Here is a 17,992-nt window from a genome sequence, read left to right as displayed (position 1 = left end):
TTTCCTTATCTTGGTTGTTGTTGGATGTTTTTTGGTGGTTGGCAAGCATGTAAAAGAGAGGGGCTAACCCGTCCGGGTCAGTGCATCCTGCCCATCGGCAGCGTGGCCAACGGGCAGGATATGGGCGGGGGCCTGTCGGCCCCCGTTAGTGGTTGGGGCAAGGTCAGAGCTTGATCCAGGCATCGCTCCAGGCGCTGCCGGTACCCGGCGCATAGTGGCTGGTCGAGCCGCCACACCAGCCACTATAAGGCCAGGGTTTGCACTCATAGTTGCCACCGGCATTGCTGACCCGATCACCGGCCTGATAGCCGGTGTTGGGGGCATAGGCCGGGTAGTCGCCATCGCTGCCGCTCTCTTCGGTCAGCGCAACCGGGAAGCGCTGTACCACCGGTTGCTGGCCATCTGCCAGACCGGTGATCACCACGTCGTAGCTGCCATCGGTGACATTGCTGCCCTGCAGTACCAGGGTGCTGGTGCCGTTCACCTGGCTGCTGGTGGTGCCGTGGCTGTGGCCGCTCTGCTCCAGAGTTGTGGTGATCTGTACCGGGTTGGCGGTCGTCACGTTGAAACGGATGCTGACCTGACCGTTGACAATGGCGTAGTCGGAGCCCATGGCGCTGACGGTGAAGTCGCTGCTGCCTTCGGCGGGTGGCGTTGTGCCGCCGCAGTCGCTGTCGCCCTGTACGCGCCAGACGCCCCAGTCACCCGTGGTGCCCGGCTCTTCGTTCTGGGTCCACCAGCCTGCCAGCCAGTTCTTGCCGTTGTGGCTGACGATGTCGCCACCCACGTAGACCTTCTTGGCATCCCAGCTGTTTTCACAGACGACGCCCTGCTCCCTGATGGTTACGTTGCGCTGCTGGGTTACCTGCTGACCGGCGCTGTCGCTCACCTGATAGGTGAGGGTGTAGCGGCCGACCTTGCTGCTGTCGACGTTGCCGCTGACTTTGATTTGGGCGGTCAGGTCGCCATCTTCTTCATCATGGGCGCTGACGCCGGTCATCGGATCGAAAGGGGTGCCCAGCTCCAGCGTGGTGTCGGTGACACCGCTGAACACCGGCTTCATGCTGTAGACCTCGATGGTACGTACCTGCTCGGTGACGTTGTTGTCGCGATCGCTCACCCTGTAGGTGAGGGGGTAGAGGCCGATGCGCTGGCTGTCTACCGAGCCTTCCACTTGGATCTGGCCAGTCAGGTCGCCATCTTCCTTGTCGTTGGCGCTGACACCTGCCAGCGGATCAAAGGCGGTACCCTGCTTGATGCGGGTATCGCTCAGGCCGCTGAACACCGGCTTGCTGTTGTCGACCGGGGGCGTGATCTCCTGATCGTGGATGAAGGGGCCGTAGCTCTTGATGAAGGATTCGTTGTAGGACTGACCGGCGGCGTTGCGGCCCATGTCCCAGTTGATGGACCAGGTCATCACGCCACGCAGCGGTTGCCCCTCGCTCTTCAGGCGGTTGAAGGCGTTGTAGAGCTTCTGCGGATCCTGCACATAGCCAGTGGCTGCGGCGTCAATGTTGGTCGGAATACCGAACACCAGCTTGTCATGGGGGATCTTGTAGAAGCCGCGGGTACCGTTGCTCAGCGAATCCGCCATGTAGTAGATGAACTCTTCTTTCAGGGCATCGTTGTTCTGGGCAATCCAGCCGATACCATCGATGTAGATACCGTCACCACCCTGGTTGTAGAACTGGGGGTTGATCCAGTCGTAGTAGCCTTCCAGATTGCGGATATAGGGGATGTAGGCGCCAGTCTGGGTCAGATAGGGGAACTCCGGCGCCATGGTGATGAGGAAGTTTTTCCCCTGGGCGCGGTAGTGATCCTTGACCAGACGCAGGGCCGCCGGGATCACGGTCTGGTTGTCGGCGGCGGTGATGGCGGCCTGTTCCAGATCGATATCCAGCCCGTCGAAGCCATAGGTCTCCACCAGACGGATGATCTCGTCGGCAAAGGCCTGCTCCTGACCCTTGCGCAGCTCGATGTGCGCATCGGCACCGCCCAGCGCCAGCAGCACGGAACGGCCCTGACGGTTCAGCTCGGCGATCTGCTCGATAAACTGGCTTTCGCTCATGCCGATGGCCGGGTCGAGTTTGAAGGTGGGGATGGGATCGCTGCCATAGACCTTCATGAAGGAGACATCGACCACGTTGTATTGCGGGTTGATCTGATCGAGCTTGACGCAGGGGGCGATACCGCCCTTGTAGCCCGAGCCGTCACACCAGTTGTGCCAATAGCCGACCACTATGCCGGACTGGGGGTTGACCATCGCCTGACCGGCACTGGTGGCATATGCCATGGGGGCGCCCATGCCGAGCAGGCAGCCAAGCAGGGATAATTTGAGTTTGTTCATCGTCTCTCCGTACGGTGCAAATGGGGCGTCGGTTGTGACCGGACGTCCCCGGGGGCTGCCCCGCTGTCATAGGTGTTTTCCTTTAGACCGGTGGCTTTGCGTCGCGCCCTTTCGGGTCACTTTGCCTTTTTCACCCGATTTCTGTGCAGCACAGAGAATCAAGTGACCTGCATGGCAGGTTGCCTATGATAGATGCTTGAAAATAAATTAATCAATGGTTGGTTTTGATTCTAATTGACTGAAAAATATTGATAATTTGTTACAGTCACCACATTTTATCCGTTTCCATGATTGAGCATAACGGTACTTGGCTGGCAGCTGTGGCGCCGGTAAATGGCGGCTTTTTGCCCTTTGAAAGTAGCGGTAAGAGCCAAAAAAGGCCCACAGATTCATTCTGTTACTGGCTGTTGATAGCAAAACTGCAGCAACGGCAGAGATCCGGGTCGCAATGGCTGGAAAAGTACAGGGTTGCGGCGGATTCCCGCTTGATTATTGCGTGGCTTGGCCACATGTTAGAAAGCCATACAGAGCTGCTAAAGCGGTCTGTTCAAGACCAAACAAGAGGTAACCGGGATGAATAACCCTTTGCTGACAATGGATTCGCTGCCCCCTTTCAGCCAGATCAAGCCGGAGCAGGTGCAGCCTGCCGTGATTCAGGCGATTGCTGACTGCAAGCAGAAGATCAGCGATGTGCTGGCCCAGCGTGATCCCCATACCTGGGATAGCCTGATTGCTCCGCTGGAAGAGGTAAATGACCGTCTGTCACGGATCTGGTCACCGGTCAGCCACCTCAACTCCGTACTCAACAGCGAAGCGCTGCGCGAGGCCCATGATGCCTGCCTGCCGTTGCTCTCCGAATTCCAGACCTATGTCGGTCAGCATGAAGGGCTCTATCAGGCCTATCTGGCCCTCTCCCAGAGCGATGATTTCCCGCTGCTGAGCGGCGCCCAGCGCAAGGAGATCCAGAATACCTTGCGTGACTTCCGCCTCTCAGGCATCGGTCTGCCTGCCGAGGCGCAGCAGCGCTACGGCGAAATTCAGGCCCGCCTCTCCGAGCTGGCCTCCCGTTTCAGCAACAACGTGCTGGATGCGACCCAGGGCTGGCACAAGCTGGTGGGCGATGAAGCCGAATTGGCCGGTCTGCCCGACAGCGTGCGTGCCGCTGCCCGTCAGATGGCTGAACTTAAAGGCAAAGAGGGGTGGTTGTTCACTCTGGATATCCCTTCCTACCTGCCGGTGATGATGTATGCCGACAACCGCGAGCTGCGTGCCGAGATGTACGAAGCCTTCACCACTCGCGCTTCCGATCAGGGCCCCAATGCGGGCAAGTGGGACAACTCCGCCATCATGAGCGAGCTGCTCACCCTGCGCCGCGAACTGGCCCAGCTGCTGGGCTTTGCCAACTATGCCGAGCTCTCCCTGGCTACCAAGATGGCGGACAAGACCGAACAGGTGGTGAGCTTCCTCACCGATCTGGCGGCCAAATCCCTGCCACAAGGCAAGGCTGAGCTGGAGGAGATCCGCGCCTTCGCCGCCGAGCAGCATGGTCAGAGTGAGCTGGCAGCCTGGGATCTCGCCTACTACGCCGAGAAGCTCAAACAGCACAAGTTCTCCATCTCCGACGAGCAGCTGCGCCCCTACTTCCCCGCCAGCAAGGTGGTGAAGGGGTTGTTCGAAGTGGTGAAGCGGGTGTTCGGCATGAAGGTGCGCGAGCGCCTCGGCATCGACACCTGGCATCCTGACGTGCGCTTCTACGACATCTTCGATGCCGACGACGAGCTGCGCGGCAGCTTCTACCTCGACCTCTACGCCCGCGAGCACAAGCAGGGCGGGGCCTGGATGGATGTCTGTCTGGGTCGTCGCTACCGTCAGGATGGTTCACTGCAAAAGCCGGTGGCCTACCTGACCTGCAACTTCAACGGCCCGGTGGATGGCAAACCGGCGCTGTTTACCCACAACGAAGTGGTCACCCTGTTCCATGAGTTTGGCCACGGCATCCACCACATGCTGACCCGCATCGATGTAGCCGGTGTCGCCGGTATCAACGGCGTGGCCTGGGATGCGGTAGAGCTGCCGAGCCAGTTCCTCGAGAACTGGTGCTGGGAGTCCGAGGCGCTGGCCTTTATCTCCGGCCACTACGAGACCGGCGAGCCGCTGCCTGCCGATCTGCTGGAGAAGATGCTGACCGCCCGCAACTTCCAGGCGGCCATGCAGATGCTGCGCCAGCTGGAGTTCGCCCTGTTCGACTTCCGTCTCCATCAGGAGTTTGATCCGGCCAATCCGGCACAGCTCCCGGCGCTGCTGGATGAGGTGCGCAGTCAGGTAGCTGTGATGACGCCGCCAGCGTTCAACCGCTTCCAGCACAGCTTCTCCCACATCTTCGCCGGCGGCTATGCGGCGGGCTACTACAGCTACAAGTGGGCCGAGGTGCTCTCTGCCGATGCCTTCTCCCGCTTCGAGGAGGAGGGGATCTTCAACCCGGCGACCGGCCAATCCTTCCTGAAGAATATTCTGGAGAAGGGGGGCTCGAAGGAGCCGATGGAGCTGTTCCGAGCCTTCCGTGGTCGTGAGCCCAAGGTGGATGCACTGCTGCGACATAGCGGGATCGCCGCCTGAGATTCCTGACCCGCCGTCTGTGTGAGTTTCAAGCAGGTACACTGTTTTGCGGCATAGTGGGATCGAGTCGTGATTTCTGCGACAAAAAGGGACCTTTTGGTCCCTTTTTTCAAGGCTTTTTAATATCTTGCTGATTGCATATTTGCACTGCTCACAGCTCTTCAGTAGAGTCGTGTTCTAACCTTCAAGGAGAGAAAGCCACTTGCCATGAGGCGAGCACTCGATTCCGTCTATCAAATCATCTCCAGTCTGGCTCATTCGAGCGGCCAGGGATATTTCGATACCTTTGTGAGTGAAATCGCCGCTGCTGTGATGGCTGATGTCGTCCTGATCGCCAGCAGGGAATCAAATGCTACCCACCTGACGGTTCAGGCTGCCTACCCCTCCTCTCTTGACCCCGATACCCTGACACTGCCAATCACTGACTCTCCCGATGCCATTACCTGGCAGGAGGGGGAAGCCTGGTTCAGCGATCGTCTGTTGCAGCTGTTCCCCGCGATGCCGCTTGCCGATGCGTGGCAAGCCCAGGCCTACGCCGGGATCGCCCTCAAGGATGCGGATGGCGAGACCATAGGCATCTGCTGCCTGCTCTATCGTCAGCCGCAGGCCAATATGACCAAGGTGATGGGGCTGCTCCGGTTGCTGGGGCCGCTGGCCGGTCGCGAACTGGCGCTGATGCTGCAACGCCAGCTGCCGCAACTCTTGCCTGATACCCCCCATGTGCTGCAGAGCATGCTGTTTCAGGCCCCGGTGGGGATCGGCAAGCTCGATCTCACCGGCCGCATTCTCTGGGCCAATCCGGCTATCGAGAAGATGCTGGGTTATCCCCTCGACGAGCTGCTTCATCGCTCCATCTCCGATATCAATCACCCGGAGGATTGGCAGCGCAGCCTTGAGTGCTACGAAGAGATCCGGCGCGGCGAGCGCAGCAGTTTCACCCAGGAGAAGCGCTACTTCTGCAAAGGGGGCGAGATCCTGTGGGGGCGAGTAACTGTCACCTTGATCCGCGACGAGCAGCAGCAGCCGGACTACCTGATGGTGCTGCTGGAGAATATCGATCCCCTCAAGCGCCATGCGGAGCAGCTCAAGCTCTCCCACCGGGTCTACGACAACCTCTCCGAAGCGATTCTGGTGTGCGATGCCGACAGTCGCATCATCTCGGTCAACCCGGCCTTCGAGCAGATCACCGGCTACAGCAGCGACGAGGTGCGGGGCCAACGTCCCAGCATGCTCAAGTCCGGGCTGCACGATCAGACCTTCTATGCCGACATGTACCACGCGCTGGAGCGGGTGGGGGTGTGGCGTGGCGAGGTGTGGAACAAGCGCAAGAGCGGCAAGCTCTATCCGCAGCAGCTGATGATCAGCACCCTGCGCGAAGCCGGCAAAATTCAGCAATATATCGCCATTTTCAGCGATCTTTCCCAGACCAAAGTGGCCGAGCAGAAGATCGCGACCCAGGCCAACTACGACAACCTCACCAGCCTGCCCAACCGCTGGTTGTTTGGCCGCTGCCTCACCCGCTTCTGCGAGCGGGGCGAGCGCTTCGCGCTCATGGTGCTCGACCTCAACAACTTCAAGGCGGTCAACAATAGCATGGATCACCATGCTGGCGATGCCCTGCTGCGGGAGGTCTCGGATCGACTGGTGAGCCGGGTGCGCACCGAAGATCTGGTGGCCCGCATCGGTGGCGACGAGTTCGCGTTCCTGGTGCCCGGCATCGTCACCCGCCGTCAGGCCGAGGTGTTTGCCAAGCAGGTGATCGGCAGCTTTGCCCGCCCCTTTATGCTGGCCAACCAGCATCTCTATGTGACCGCGACCATCGGCATGACCCTCTGCCCGGTCGATGGCAGCGAGAGCGACGAGCTGCTGCGCAACGCCGAACAGGCGCTGTTTGCGGCCAAGCGACAGGGACGGTTGCTCGGTGCCTACTGCTCATCCATGCGAGAAGAGGTGCGCCAGCGCCACCAGATGCAGCAGGATCTGGCCGAAGCGATCAAGCTGGAGCAGCTGACCATGGCCTACCAGCCGATCTGGGACAATCGCAGCGGACGGGTCGCCAAGCTGGAGGCGCTGGTGCGCTGGTATCACCCCCACTGGGGGCAGGTATCTCCTGCCGAGTTCATTCCGCTGGCGGAAGAGGCGGGGTTGATTCAGGGGCTGGGTGCGCTGGTATTGTGGCAGTCGTGCCGGGATCTGGCGCGGTTGCAGCAGTCCGGCTTCCCGGATCTGCAGATGTCGATCAACCGTTCCACCATGGAGTTCCAGACCATCGACCCCGAGGCGAGTGAGTGGCTTAAGGTGATCCAGCACTTCGGGCTCGATCCTGCCGACATCGTCATCGAAATCACCGAATCTCTGCTGATGGAGAGCAGCGATCAGCACAGGGTGCGGATCGATGCCCTGCGCGAGGCGGGCTGCAAGCTGGCCATCGACGATTTCGGTACCGGCTACTCGGCCCTCAACTATCTGCGTACTTTCCCGGTCGATCTGGTCAAGATCGACCGCTCCTTTGTGCGCCATATCCCCTTCAACGAGCAGGATAGGATGTTGCTCGACGGCATCATCAACATAGTGCACAACCTCGGCATGCAGGTGGTGATCGAGGGGGTAGAGACCCGCGAGCAGCTCAACTTCCTCTGCCAGAAGGGGTGTGCCTTCACCCAGGGTTATCTGCTCAGCCGCCCGCTGGCCTATGACGATCTCACCGAATATCTGCAGCTCAATGACAAAGGGATGTTTCTGCAGATCAGCTAGTGGCGCTTACTCCTTCGATGTCATCTGTTCCTGTTTGGTTTTCAATGTCCGGTAATCCTCGCCGAGATAGCGCAAATAGATGCGATCCAGTACTCCCTCATCCTGCATCTGTTGCAGCGTCTTGTTGTAGGCAGGTAGCAGGTCAGCCTTCTGTTTGCCAAAACAGAGGTAGAGCGGCGTGGAATCGATAAAGGGGGTGAGGGCGCGGATCCTGACGTCCTGCTCCCTCGACAGAATGGGGGCAGAGAAGTAGTCCAGGATGATCATATCGACCCGGCTCTTTTCCAGCATCAGTAGCAGCTGTTTGTCGGAGTGAACCTTGATGGGCTCCCAGCCGTTGAAGTTCCTGATCTTGGTCGTATAGTCATACCCCCTGACCATCCCTACTTTTAGCCCCTTGGCCATCTCCCACGAGAAGTTCTGTAACGGACTGTCGGTACGCACATAGGCGGCCAGAGGATAGAAGGCGGTGGCAAGGTCAGAGTGATAGCAACCGGGGAGAGGGGCATTGTCGAGAATGCCATCCGCCAGCTGGGTGCTGACATACTGCTCGCAGCGTCCCCAAGGCAGTTCAAGCAGGGTGAGGTTCATGCCAAGGCGGCGCGCCACCTCTTGATGGATCTCCACCGAAATGCCCTCTTTCAGGTTGTCCTGTTCGGCATAGGAAAAGGGAGGCCAGTCTACGCCGCAGACCTTCAGGTTTGTGCCGCTCTGGGCGGCGAGGAGCAGGGCAATGAACAGGTTCATGGGATTTCCTCCCTACAGCGACTTGAAGGGGCTGTGGTACACTCGGTTCACTGAACTTAGAACGCATCCAAAGACCATGCAAATCCTCCTCGAAGACCCCACCAAGGCCGCGCAGGCAGACGCGCTGGCCAGCCAGCTTGCCCTGCTCGACCTTCCCCAGTTTGCCCTGGTGTTTACCTCGGAACGGTTGGAGCTGCGCAAGCTGGATGAGCCCAAGCTGGGAGCCGTCTATGTGGACTTCGTGGAAGGGGCGGTGGCACATCGCCGCAAGTTTGGCGGTGGTCGCGGCCAGTCCATCGCTAAGGCGGTGGGGCTCAAGGCCGGTGCCACACCGACCGTAGTGGATGCCACTGCCGGTCTGGGGCGCGATGCCTTCGTGCTGGCCTCCCTCGGTTGCAAGGTGACCCTGATCGAACGCAGCCCCGTGGTGGCTGCTCTGTTGCAGGACGGGCTGGCGCGGGCGGCACAGGATCCCGAGATTGGCCCCTGGGTCAGCGAGCGGATGCACCTGCTGCAAGGCCCGGCGGTGGACAACTTGCTGGCGCTGCCGGAGCGGCCCGAGGTGATCTATCTCGACCCCATGTTCCCGCACAAGCAGAAGTCGGCGCTGGTAAAAAAAGAGATGCGGGTGTTCCAGTCGCTGGTAGGGCCGGATCTCGATGCGGATGTCTTGTTGCCTGCCGCGCTCAAGATGGCTGAGAAGCGGGTGGTGGTGAAACGCCCCGACTACGCCGGCTGGCTCAACGAACAGAAGCCCAGCATGGCTATCGAGACCAAGAGCAACCGCTTCGATGTCTATGTGATGGCGGCGCTGGCGGCGAGTTAACGGCCGGTGCGAGTTGCGGATGCAAAAAAGGAGGGCCAACGTCATGTTGGCCCTCCTTTGTCTTACTGGATTCAGTTGGTTGGCGCGAAGCGGATCAGCTTCTCTTCCCCTTGCCAGTTCAGGCGCAGGGTCACCAGATCCGCCAGACTGAGCCGCTCGCCACTGTGCAGCAACAGATACTCGACTCCTTCGCTGGCTTCGATGGTGCGGATTTTGTCCTCCCGCTGGCGACCATCGCGGCTGGTGAGGGTCACCGGCAGTTGCCAGCTGGCAGCAATTTCGAGCCAGTCGTAGAGATCGCAGCTGATGGGTTGATAATCCGGCATGATCGGCTCCAAAACAGGCGGGTTGCTGAGTCAGGCTTCCTGTACGCGGGTCGGCCAGCCCATCTTCTGCTGGCGTTCCACTTCAAAGCGCAGCTCGCTGGCGCGCAGGTAGTGTTCATCCATCCAGCCCTTGGGCAGGGTCAGGGTCAGTGACTCCTCTTCTGCCTGCAGGGTGAAGCTGGGCACTGTGCCCTGGGTACGGCGCATGCAGAGGATCAGCGCGATGCGCAGGATACGGGCCAGCCGGATCGCCTGACGACCGGTGACGGCACCCTGTTTCTCCAGCGGTTCCAGCTTGAATTCGTCCCGCTGGTTGAACAGCAGGGCCGACAACAGCTTCTTTTGCGCGGGGGTAAAGCCCGGCATGTCGATGTTGTCGATGATGTAGGCGGCGTGTTGCGGCGCCTTCTTATACTCGATACAGAGGCCGATCTCGTGCAGCAGGGCGGCATAACGCAAGATCGGACGACCGTAGCGTTTGGAGAGTCGCCAGGCCGGTTGCAGCTGGTTGAACGCCTCGACGGCGGTATCGCGCACCCGTTCGGCGTGCTCTTTATCCAGCTGATAGCGGCTGATCAGGCTGTCGGCGGTACGATCCCGGGCATCACAGTCGTGATTGTTGCCAAGCAGACCGTAGATCAGTCCCTCGCGCAGGGCGCCCCCCGCGAGGGTCATGCTCTCGATATCGAGGGTTTCGAAGATGGCGATCAGGATGGCGAGGCCGGAGGGGAACACGGTCAGCCGCTCGGCCGCCAGCCCTTCCAGTTGCAGCCGGTCTAGCTTGCCGCAGGCGATGGCCTGACCCATCAGCTCCTGCAACTTCGGCAGGGTGACCCGTTCGCTCTTCCCTTGCGCCAGCATGATCTCTTGCAGTGCCTGTACTGTGCCGGAGGCGCCGACGCAGGTGCGCCAGCCGAGGGCGCGGTAATCGTCCGCCACCTTCTCCAGCACCTCCTTGGCGGCAGCAATCGCCTGCTCGAAACGGGCTTCGGAGAGCTCGCCATCACCGAAGTGATTGTTGAGCCAGGTGACGCAGCCCATGTGCAAGCTGTTGAGCAGTTTTGCTTCGCTATGTTCGCCGATCACCAGTTCGGTACTGGCACCGCCGATGTCGATCACCAGCCGGTTGCCTTCCCCGGCCGAGGTCCAGGAGACCCCTTCATAGATGGTCTTGGCCTCTTCCTCGCCCGAGATGATCTCGATGCTGTGGTTGAGTACCCGTTCCGCTTCGCTGAGGAACTCGTCGACGTTGGTGGCAAGCCGCAAGGTTGCGGTGCCCACCACCCGGATATTGTCGGCCGGAATGTCCTGCAACTGTTCGGAGAAGAGACGCAGACAGTCCCAGCCCCGCTCCATGGCGGCACGGCTGAGACGAAATTCCGGATCGAGTCCGGCTGCGAGGCGAACCTTGCGCTTGACCTTGGCGACGGTGCGCAGGGCACCGGCGACCTCGCGCACCACCAGCATATGAAAGCTGTTGGAGCCGAGGTCGATAGCGGCATAGAGAGGCGAGTTGTGCAACTGGGCCTGTCCTTAGCTCTTGCGCGGCGGACGACGACGGTTGTTGCTGTTGCCACCGCCCTGACGATCCCGCATGTTGCGGTTCACCGGCTGACGGTTGCGGAACACCCGTTTCGGCGGGGTCACGTCATCCAGCAGCGCTTCACGGTCGTACTTGCTGACCGGAATGGCATGGTGGATGTACTCCTCGATGGCCGGCAGGTTGAAGGCATAGTCTTCACAGGCCAGGCTGATGGAGTGACCGCTCTTGCCGGCACGACCGGTACGACCGATACGGTGTACATAGTCTTCGGCGTCGTCGGGCAGGTCATAGTTGAAGACGTGGGTCACGTCAGGGATGTGCAGACCACGGGCGGCCACGTCGGTGGCGACCAGAATATCGAGCGCACCCTTGGTGAAATCCTCGAGGATCTTCATCCGCTTCTTCTGTGGCACATCACCGGTCAGCAGACCGACGCGATGGCCGTCGTTTTCCAGCCAGGCGTGAACGTCTTCACAGACATGCTTGGTGTTGGCGAAGACGATCGCTTTTTCCGGCCACTCCTCTTCCATCAGGGAGAGCAGCAGCAACATCTTGTCTTCATTGGAGGGGTAGAACAGCTCCTCCTTGATCCGCACGCCGGTCATCTGCTCCGGCTCTACCTGCACATGTTCCGGGTGGTTCATATGTTCGTAGGCCAGCTCCTGCACGCGCAGGGAGAGGGTTGCGGAAAACAGCATGCTCAGACGCTCGGTCGCGGGCGGCATGCGGCGGAACAGGAAGCGGATGTCCTTGATGAAGCCCAGATCGAACATGCGATCCGCTTCGTCCAGTACCACGACCTGAATGTTGCTCAGATCGATCACCTTGGACTTGAAGTAGTCGATGATGCGGCCAGTGGTGCCGATCAGGATGTCGACACCCTGCTCCAGCACGGCCAGCTGCTTGTCGTAACCTTCGCCGCCGTAGGCGAGGCCGAGTTTCAGGCCGGTAGAGGCGGCGATGCTGTCGGCATCGTTATAGATCTGTACTGCCAGCTCCCGGGTGGGTGCCATGATGATGGCTCTGGGTTGGTTAACCAGACGGGGCTTGGTCAGCGGGTGAGTCAGCAAATAGTTGAATGTCGCGGCCAGGAAGGCAATGGTCTTGCCGGTTCCTGTCTGGGCCTGACCGGCGAGGTCATGACCTTCTACCAGCAGTGGCAGAGACAGTGCCTGGATGGGCGTGCAATAGTGAAATCCCTTTGATTCCAGACCAGCCAGAACTTCGGGTTCGAGGCCCATTTGGGCGAATTTGTCGGTCGTTAAGTGTGTTTTGCTCATGGCGGTAGGTTATCAGGTTAGGCTTGCAATAATAAACAGGATCATTTCAAATAGGGCAACTATTGCCTTTGTTGATATGTCAATAAAGCCTTAATTACTGACTGGAGTTGGAGATGAGTGACAAGATTGTTCAGCTGAGCGATGCCAGCTTCGAGGCAGATGTAATCAAAGCCGATGGCGCCGTTCTGGTCGACTTCTGGGCCGAGTGGTGTGGTCCGTGCAAGATGATTGCCCCGATCTTGGAAGAAGTTGCCCAAGAGTACGAAGGTCGCGTGACCGTAGCCAAACTGAACATCGACCATAACTCTGATACTCCGCCCAAGTACGGCATTCGTGGTATCCCGACCCTCTTGCTGTTCAAGAATGGCGAAGTGGCAGCGACCAAGGTCGGTGCACTGTCCAAGACTCAGCTGAAAGAGTTCCTGGACGGCAACCTGTAATAATTAAAGAGGAGCGCATTGCAATAATGCGCTCCTTGTGTTTTATCACCTAGACGCTCATCCCGATTGGTGCTAGTTTATCGCTCGTTTGCTAACCTTTTTGCCTGACTCTTTGCTAACCACAGCCTGGCAATCAAATCCGATCAGCATCAATCCAGCAGACTGTCTCCTCATTTCAATCCTTGCTTACAGACTTTCACCACTATGAATCTGACTGAATTAAAGAACACTCCTGTGTCCGAGCTGGTCAAGCTTGGCGAATCCATGGGGTTGGAAAATCTGGCTCGGGCGCACAAGAAAGATATTATTTTTGCAATCCTCAAGGCGCACGCCAAGGGTGGTGAAGATATCTTTGGCGACGGTGTGCTGGAAATCCTGACCGATGGTTTCGGCTTCCTGCGCAGTGCAGACGGCTCCTATCTGGCAGGCCCTGACGATATCTACGTCTCCCCGAGCCAGATCCGCCGCTTCAACCTGCGTACCGGCGATACCATCTCCGGCAAGATCCGGCCACCGAAAGAGGGCGAACGCTACTTCGCACTGCTCAAGGTCAATGAGGTCAACTACGACCGCCCGGAAAACTCCCGCAACAAGATCCTGTTTGAAAACCTTACCCCCCTGCATGCCAACGAACGTCTGCGTATGGAACGGGGTAATGGCTCTACCGAAGATATCACCGCCCGTGTACTGGACCTGGCTTCCCCCATCGGTAAAGGCCAGCGTGGCCTGATCGTGGCGCCGCCCAAGGCCGGTAAGACCATGCTGCTGCAGAACATCGCCCAGAGCATCGCCTACAACCACCCGGACTGTGAACTGATCGTTCTGCTGATCGACGAGCGTCCGGAAGAAGTGACCGAGATGCAGCGCATGGTGAAGGGTGAAGTGATCGCTTCCACCTTTGACGAGCCTGCTTCCCGTCACGTTCAGGTTGCCGAAATGGTGATCGAGAAGGCCAAGCGTCTGGTCGAGCACAAGAAAGATGTGGTGATCCTGCTGGACTCCATCACCCGTCTGGCCCGTGCCTACAACACAGTTATCCCGTCATCCGGCAAGGTACTGACCGGTGGTGTGGATGCCAACGCCCTGCACCGTCCCAAGCGCTTCTTCGGCGCCGCGCGTAATGTTGAGGAGGGTGGCAGCCTGACCATCATCGCCACCGCGCTGATCGATACCGGTTCCAAGATGGATGAGGTTATCTACGAAGAGTTCAAGGGTACCGGCAACATGGAACTGCACCTCTCGCGCAAGATTGCCGAGAAGCGTGTCTACCCGGCTATCGACATCACCCGCTCAGGCACCCGTAAAGAAGAGCTGCTCACCTCAGGTGACGAGCTGCAGAAGATGTGGATCCTGCGCAAGATTGTCCACCCGATGGGCGAGATCGACGGTATCGAATTCCTCATCGACAAGCTGGCGATGACCAAGACCAACGACGAGTTCTTTGACGCCATGCGGCGCCAGCAGAAGTAAGTCCGGTCAGAAAATGACGAAACCGCGGCCCTGGTCGCGGTTTTTGTTTATCTGTTTTCCGGTCGCCCTAGTAGTATGAGATCCCGATGTCACATGGATGGAGACGTCATGAAGCCTGTTTTCTGGTTATTGCTGGGGTTGCTGAGTGCAATGCCAGCCTGCGCGCAAAGTGCTCCGATCGCGGTGGCAGCCGAGACGTTGCAGACTCACCAGCGCTATCTGGCGGGCCGTCTGCAGGAGGGGCAATTTGCAGCCATCGACTCTCTGCTGGCGACCCTGAGTCGCGAGCGGCGGGAGTTCCTGCTGTTGCAGCTGCTGCGGGATATTCCCGCTACCTCCCCTGCATCCCCTGCGTTGCAACAGTGGGTCGAGGCTCAGGCCGACAAGGCACCCGAGTGGCTCATGGAGCAGCAGGTCGACGGTTTTCTGGTGCAGCAACCTGTCTATGATTTTGCCGCGCAGGCCCGTCAGTTGCTGGGGGAGTGGCAGCTGCAATCACTGATGCAGCGCTATCGGCAGCAGCTTGCCCAGGGCAGCTTCCAGCTAAAGTCCATCTACTACAGCAGTAACCCCGATCTCGCCATGCAGCAGCAAGCCCTGTTGCTGGCCCTCGACACCTTGCCGCAACCGATCTGGATGCGGGAGGCGCAAGCGCTGGCCAGCCAGAATATCTATCTGCCCGACAATCACCTGTTGTTCCATCTGTTGCAGCGCACCGGCGAACCGGCGCTCTATAGCATGCTGTGGCGGCGGCCGGCAGATCAGGATGCGCTGCGCGCACTCTCCACCATTAACCGCTTTCATCACGGCAGTGCCGCAAGTGATCTGCTGATTGCCGCCAGTGGCAACGAGGGGTTGAAGGGAGCCGCCCTGCGGCAGCTGAGCGCACTCTCCCCCTTGCCGCCGCAAGCCCAGAAATACCTGCTGGCGGAACTCTCCAACCGTCAATACGGGGCGCTGGTGGCCGGTCTGTTGATGGAGGTGGACGAGCCCCAGCTGCTCTCTGCACTGGCCAGACGCCTCGGCCATCGTGACGTGCCACCCATTGCACCGAGTCTGCTACCCGATTCGGGTACACCCGATGGGCAGCCAGGGTTATAATGCGTGACCTCCTGAACCCGGTTGGGAACTTGCATGAAATACAAGGATTTGCGTGATTTCATCGCGCAGCTGGAACAAAACGGACAACTCAAGCGCATCACCCGCGAGATAGATCCCTATCTGGAGATGACCGAGATCAGCGATCGCACCCTGCGTGCGGGTGGCCCGGCTCTGCTGTTCGAAAATCCCAAAGGCTACACCATGCCGGTGCTGACCAACCTGTTCGGTACCCCTGATCGGGTTGCCATGGGCATGGGGCAGCCCGATGTGGGCGCCCTGCGTCAGGTCGGGGTCTGGCTCTCCTATCTCAAGGAGCCCGAGCCGCCCAAGGGATTCAAGGAGCTGATGGAGAAGCTGCCGATCTTCAAGCAGGTGCTCAACATGCCGACCAAGCGCCTTTCTTCCGCCCCCTGCCAGCAGGTGGTGCAGGAGGGAGATGCGGTCGATCTCGACCAGATCCCGATCCAGCACTGCTGGCCCGGCGATGTGGCGCCGCTGGTCACCTGGGGCCTCACCATCACCCGTGGCCCCTACAAGAAGCGGCAGAACCTCGGCATCTATCGCCAGCAGAAGATCGCCAAGAACAAGCTGATCATGCGCTGGCTCGATCATCGTGGCGGTGCCATCGATTTTCGCGAGTGGCAGGAGGCCCATCCCGGTGAGCGATTCCCGGTGGTGGTGGCACTCGGTGCCGATCCGGCGACCATCCTCGGCGCGGTGACGCCGGTGCCGGATACTCTCTCCGAATATGCCTTTGCCGGTCTGCTGCGCGGCAGCCGTACCGAAGTGATCAAGGCCATCAGCTGCGATTTGGAGGTGCCCGCCAGCGCCGAGATCGTGCTGGAAGGCTATCTTGAGCCGGGCGAGATGGCGCCGGAAGGCCCTTATGGCGACCACACCGGCTACTACAACGAGGTGGACGAGTTCCCGGTCTTCACCATCACCCACATCACCAAGCGGCGCGATGCCATCTATCACAGCACCTACACCGGCCGTCCGCCCGATGAACCGGCGGTACTGGGTCTGGCGCTGAACGAGGTATTCGTGCCGCTGCTGCAGAAGCAGTTCCCCGAGATTGTGGACTTCTATCTGCCGCCGGAGGGGTGCTCCTACCGGATGGCGGTGGTGACCATCAAGAAGCGTTACCCGGGCCACGCCAAGAGGGTGATGCTGGGAGTCTGGTCATTCCTGCGCCAGTTCATGTACACCAAGTTCGTGGTGGTGTGTGACGATGACGTCAACGCTCGCGACTGGAAGGATGTGATCTGGGCCATCACCACCCGGATGGACCCGGCACGGGACACTACCTTGATCGAGCACACCCCGATCGACTATCTGGACTTCGCCTCGCCGGTCTCCGGCCTCGGCTCCAAGATGGGGCTGGATGCCACCAACAAGTGGCCGGGCGAGACCAATCGGGAGTGGGGTCAGCCCATAGTTCAGGATGAGGCGGTGAAGCAGAAGGTTGATGCCATCTGGGATGAGCTCAATATCCTCGTATGAGGCAAACATGACAGCTTTGCTGCAAAAAGTGATGCGATCCGCACTGATTTGAGTATTCTCGACTGACGGGGCCAGGGCTGCTGGTCGTCACTCCATAGTGAAACAATGAGCGAAGCGGGCCGAGCGAGCCCGCCACAAGGACAAGAATGCAACGTATCAAATGCCGCGTAGAGGAACTGCGCGAATATGTCGACACCATCTGGCATGTGGCCCTGACGCCGCAGCAAGCTATCAGCTTCAAGCCGGGCCAGTATCTGCTGGTGGTGATGAGCGATTCGGACAAGCGCCCCTTCTCCATCGCCAACTCGCCGACCCGCCCGGGCGTGCTGGAGCTGCAAATTGGTGCCACTCCCGAAAACGCCTACGCCGGTCAGGTGCTGGCCCGCATGCGCGAGCAGGGGGAGATCGAGGTTGAATTGCCGGCTGGCAAGGCGTTCCTGCGCGATGAATCCCCCCGTCCGCTGATCCTGATGGCGGGCGGCACCGGTTTCTCTTACGCCCGCTCCATTCTGGAGTACCTGATCGACACGGGCAGCAAGCGTCCAGTGTTCTTCTACTGGGGTGTGCGTCAGGCTCACTGGCTCTATGAGCTGGAGCAGATGCAGCAGTGGGAGCGTGACTATGCGCCGCTCACCTTTATCCCGGTGGTGCAGGAGCCTGAGGCTGACTGGACCGGCAAGAGCGGGCTGGTACACAAGGCGATTATGGATGACTTCGTCAGCCTCCACGACTACGACATCTATGTCGCCGGCCGTTTCGAGATGGCGGGTGCCGCGCGTGAGGAGTTCAAGATCCTTGGCGCCGAGCCGGAGCGCATCTTTGGTGATGCCTACGAATTTATCTGACGGGATTCCCGTCTGGATGACGCAGCCCCCGGTTTTGCCGGGGGCTTTTATTTTTGTGGCTGCAGCAGTACCTGATCGTACCGAATGGTTGGATTATCGCGGCGTTATCCCATTATTTTTCAATATTTTGGCTATGAATGGCTACTAATCGAGCCTAGCTGATGGCATCTTTGTGGGGGATTGACAAGAGCATC

14 protein-coding genes and 1 riboswitch are annotated in these 17,992 nt (G+C 59.5%); of the genes, 9 read left to right on the top strand and 5 right to left on the bottom strand.

All coding sequences use genetic code 11. The features are described 5' to 3' along the window. Nucleotides 1-163 precede the first annotated feature (163 nt). Nucleotides 164-2,347: an immunoglobulin-like domain-containing protein gene (locus tag LRL22_RS18730; RefSeq protein WP_270906092.1), complete on the bottom strand. Its 2,184-nt coding sequence runs from the start codon at nucleotides 2,345-2,347 to the stop codon at nucleotides 164-166. A 50-nt stretch (nucleotides 2,348-2,397) separates the two neighbouring features. Further along, a riboswitch (cyclic di-GMP riboswitch) is annotated at nucleotides 2,398-2,483 on the bottom strand. Between the two features lie 437 nt (nucleotides 2,484-2,920). Between LRL22_RS18730 and prlC the strand changes: the two genes are divergently transcribed. Both prlC and LRL22_RS18720 read left to right on the top strand, forming a co-directional pair. After that, nucleotides 2,921-4,963 carry an oligopeptidase A gene (gene prlC / locus LRL22_RS18725; RefSeq protein ID WP_270906091.1) on the top strand — a complete coding sequence of 681 codons (2,043 nt, stop codon included), beginning with the start codon at nucleotides 2,921-2,923 and terminating at the stop codon, nucleotides 4,961-4,963. Between the two features lie 207 nt (nucleotides 4,964-5,170). Beyond that, on the top strand, nucleotides 5,171-7,717 hold the full coding sequence (locus tag LRL22_RS18720) for a putative bifunctional diguanylate cyclase/phosphodiesterase (protein ID WP_270906090.1): 2,547 nt from the start codon (nucleotides 5,171-5,173) through the stop codon (nucleotides 7,715-7,717). A gap of 6 nt (nucleotides 7,718-7,723) precedes the next feature. Here the strand turns inward: LRL22_RS18720 and LRL22_RS18715 are convergent, their stop codons facing one another. Beyond that, nucleotides 7,724-8,464: a substrate-binding periplasmic protein gene (locus LRL22_RS18715; protein ID WP_270906089.1), complete on the bottom strand. Its 741-nt coding sequence runs from the start codon at nucleotides 8,462-8,464 to the stop codon at nucleotides 7,724-7,726. A gap of 76 nt (nucleotides 8,465-8,540) precedes the next feature. Between LRL22_RS18715 and LRL22_RS18710 the strand changes: the two genes are divergently transcribed. Further along, a complete protein-coding gene (locus LRL22_RS18710; RefSeq protein WP_270906088.1) occupies nucleotides 8,541-9,290 on the top strand; it encodes a class I SAM-dependent methyltransferase in 750 nt (249 codons plus the stop codon). Between the two features lie 71 nt (nucleotides 9,291-9,361). On the opposite strand, the gene LRL22_RS18705 is transcribed toward LRL22_RS18710, so the two are convergent. Genes LRL22_RS18705 through rhlB form a run of 3 tightly spaced genes read right to left on the bottom strand, consistent with a single transcriptional unit; the run spans nucleotide 9,362 to nucleotide 12,439 of the window. Then, the gene (locus LRL22_RS18705) at nucleotides 9,362-9,616 is read right to left on the bottom strand and encodes a Rho-binding antiterminator (protein ID WP_270906087.1); all 255 of its coding nucleotides are present in this window, start codon (nucleotides 9,614-9,616) and stop codon (nucleotides 9,362-9,364) included. Between the two features lie 30 nt (nucleotides 9,617-9,646). Further along, nucleotides 9,647-11,137 carry a guanosine-5'-triphosphate,3'-diphosphate diphosphatase gene (gene gppA, locus LRL22_RS18700; RefSeq protein WP_270906086.1) on the bottom strand — a complete coding sequence of 497 codons (1,491 nt, stop codon included), beginning with the start codon at nucleotides 11,135-11,137 and terminating at the stop codon, nucleotides 9,647-9,649. Between the two features lie 12 nt (nucleotides 11,138-11,149). Beyond that, a complete protein-coding gene (gene rhlB, locus LRL22_RS18695) occupies nucleotides 11,150-12,439 on the bottom strand; it encodes an ATP-dependent RNA helicase RhlB (protein ID WP_005339414.1) in 1,290 nt (429 codons plus the stop codon). Nucleotides 12,440-12,552: 113 nt separating this feature from the next. Here rhlB and trxA point away from each other — a divergent pair, with 113 nt between their 5' ends. From trxA to LRL22_RS18665, 6 genes are all read left to right on the top strand, one after another. Next, nucleotides 12,553-12,879, top strand: a complete 327-nt coding sequence (gene trxA / locus LRL22_RS18690; RefSeq protein ID WP_005339416.1) for a thioredoxin TrxA — start codon at nucleotides 12,553-12,555, stop codon at nucleotides 12,877-12,879. 204 nt (nucleotides 12,880-13,083) lie between these two features. Continuing rightward, the gene (gene rho / locus LRL22_RS18685; protein ID WP_005339417.1) at nucleotides 13,084-14,349 is read left to right on the top strand and encodes a transcription termination factor Rho; all 1,266 of its coding nucleotides are present in this window, start codon (nucleotides 13,084-13,086) and stop codon (nucleotides 14,347-14,349) included. A gap of 108 nt (nucleotides 14,350-14,457) precedes the next feature. Continuing rightward, nucleotides 14,458-15,450, top strand: a complete 993-nt coding sequence (locus LRL22_RS18680; RefSeq protein ID WP_216979824.1) for a hypothetical protein — start codon at nucleotides 14,458-14,460, stop codon at nucleotides 15,448-15,450. A 33-nt stretch (nucleotides 15,451-15,483) separates the two neighbouring features. After that, on the top strand, nucleotides 15,484-16,953 hold the full coding sequence (gene ubiD, locus LRL22_RS18675; RefSeq protein ID WP_204382394.1) for a 4-hydroxy-3-polyprenylbenzoate decarboxylase: 1,470 nt from the start codon (nucleotides 15,484-15,486) through the stop codon (nucleotides 16,951-16,953). 146 nt (nucleotides 16,954-17,099) lie between these two features. Then, a complete protein-coding gene (fre, locus tag LRL22_RS18670; RefSeq protein ID WP_005339423.1) occupies nucleotides 17,100-17,798 on the top strand; it encodes an NAD(P)H-flavin reductase in 699 nt (232 codons plus the stop codon). A 16-nt stretch (nucleotides 17,799-17,814) separates the two neighbouring features. Then, the gene (locus LRL22_RS18665; protein ID WP_270657385.1) at nucleotides 17,815-17,946 is read left to right on the top strand and encodes a hypothetical protein; all 132 of its coding nucleotides are present in this window, start codon (nucleotides 17,815-17,817) and stop codon (nucleotides 17,944-17,946) included. Nucleotides 17,947-17,992 lie beyond the last annotated feature (46 nt).

The sequence above is a fragment of the Aeromonas sp. PI_26 genome, assembly GCF_027854445.1.
Classification (GTDB): domain Bacteria; phylum Pseudomonadota; class Gammaproteobacteria; order Enterobacterales; family Aeromonadaceae; genus Aeromonas; species Aeromonas veronii.
This window is presented reverse-complemented; position numbering and strand designations above follow the sequence as displayed.

Coding starts and splice junctions, on each gene's coding strand:
- LRL22_RS18730 (WP_270906092.1), bottom strand. CDS start 2,347: ATGAACAAACTCAAATTATCCCTGCTTGGCTGCCTGCTCGGCATGGGC.
- prlC (WP_270906091.1), top strand. CDS start 2,921: ATGAATAACCCTTTGCTGACAATGGATTCGCTGCCCCCTTTCAGCCAG.
- LRL22_RS18720 (WP_270906090.1), top strand. CDS start 5,171: ATGAGGCGAGCACTCGATTCCGTCTATCAAATCATCTCCAGTCTGGCT.
- LRL22_RS18715 (WP_270906089.1), bottom strand. CDS start 8,464: ATGAACCTGTTCATTGCCCTGCTCCTCGCCGCCCAGAGCGGCACAAAC.
- LRL22_RS18710 (WP_270906088.1), top strand. CDS start 8,541: ATGCAAATCCTCCTCGAAGACCCCACCAAGGCCGCGCAGGCAGACGCG.
- LRL22_RS18705 (WP_270906087.1), bottom strand. CDS start 9,616: ATGCCGGATTATCAACCCATCAGCTGCGATCTCTACGACTGGCTCGAA.
- rhlB (WP_005339414.1), bottom strand. CDS start 12,439: ATGAGCAAAACACACTTAACGACCGACAAATTCGCCCAAATGGGCCTC.
- trxA (WP_005339416.1), top strand. CDS start 12,553: ATGAGTGACAAGATTGTTCAGCTGAGCGATGCCAGCTTCGAGGCAGAT.
- rho (WP_005339417.1), top strand. CDS start 13,084: ATGAATCTGACTGAATTAAAGAACACTCCTGTGTCCGAGCTGGTCAAG.
- LRL22_RS18680 (WP_216979824.1), top strand. CDS start 14,458: ATGAAGCCTGTTTTCTGGTTATTGCTGGGGTTGCTGAGTGCAATGCCA.
- ubiD (WP_204382394.1), top strand. CDS start 15,484: ATGAAATACAAGGATTTGCGTGATTTCATCGCGCAGCTGGAACAAAAC.
- fre (WP_005339423.1), top strand. CDS start 17,100: ATGCAACGTATCAAATGCCGCGTAGAGGAACTGCGCGAATATGTCGAC.
- LRL22_RS18665 (WP_270657385.1), top strand. CDS start 17,815: ATGACGCAGCCCCCGGTTTTGCCGGGGGCTTTTATTTTTGTGGCTGCA.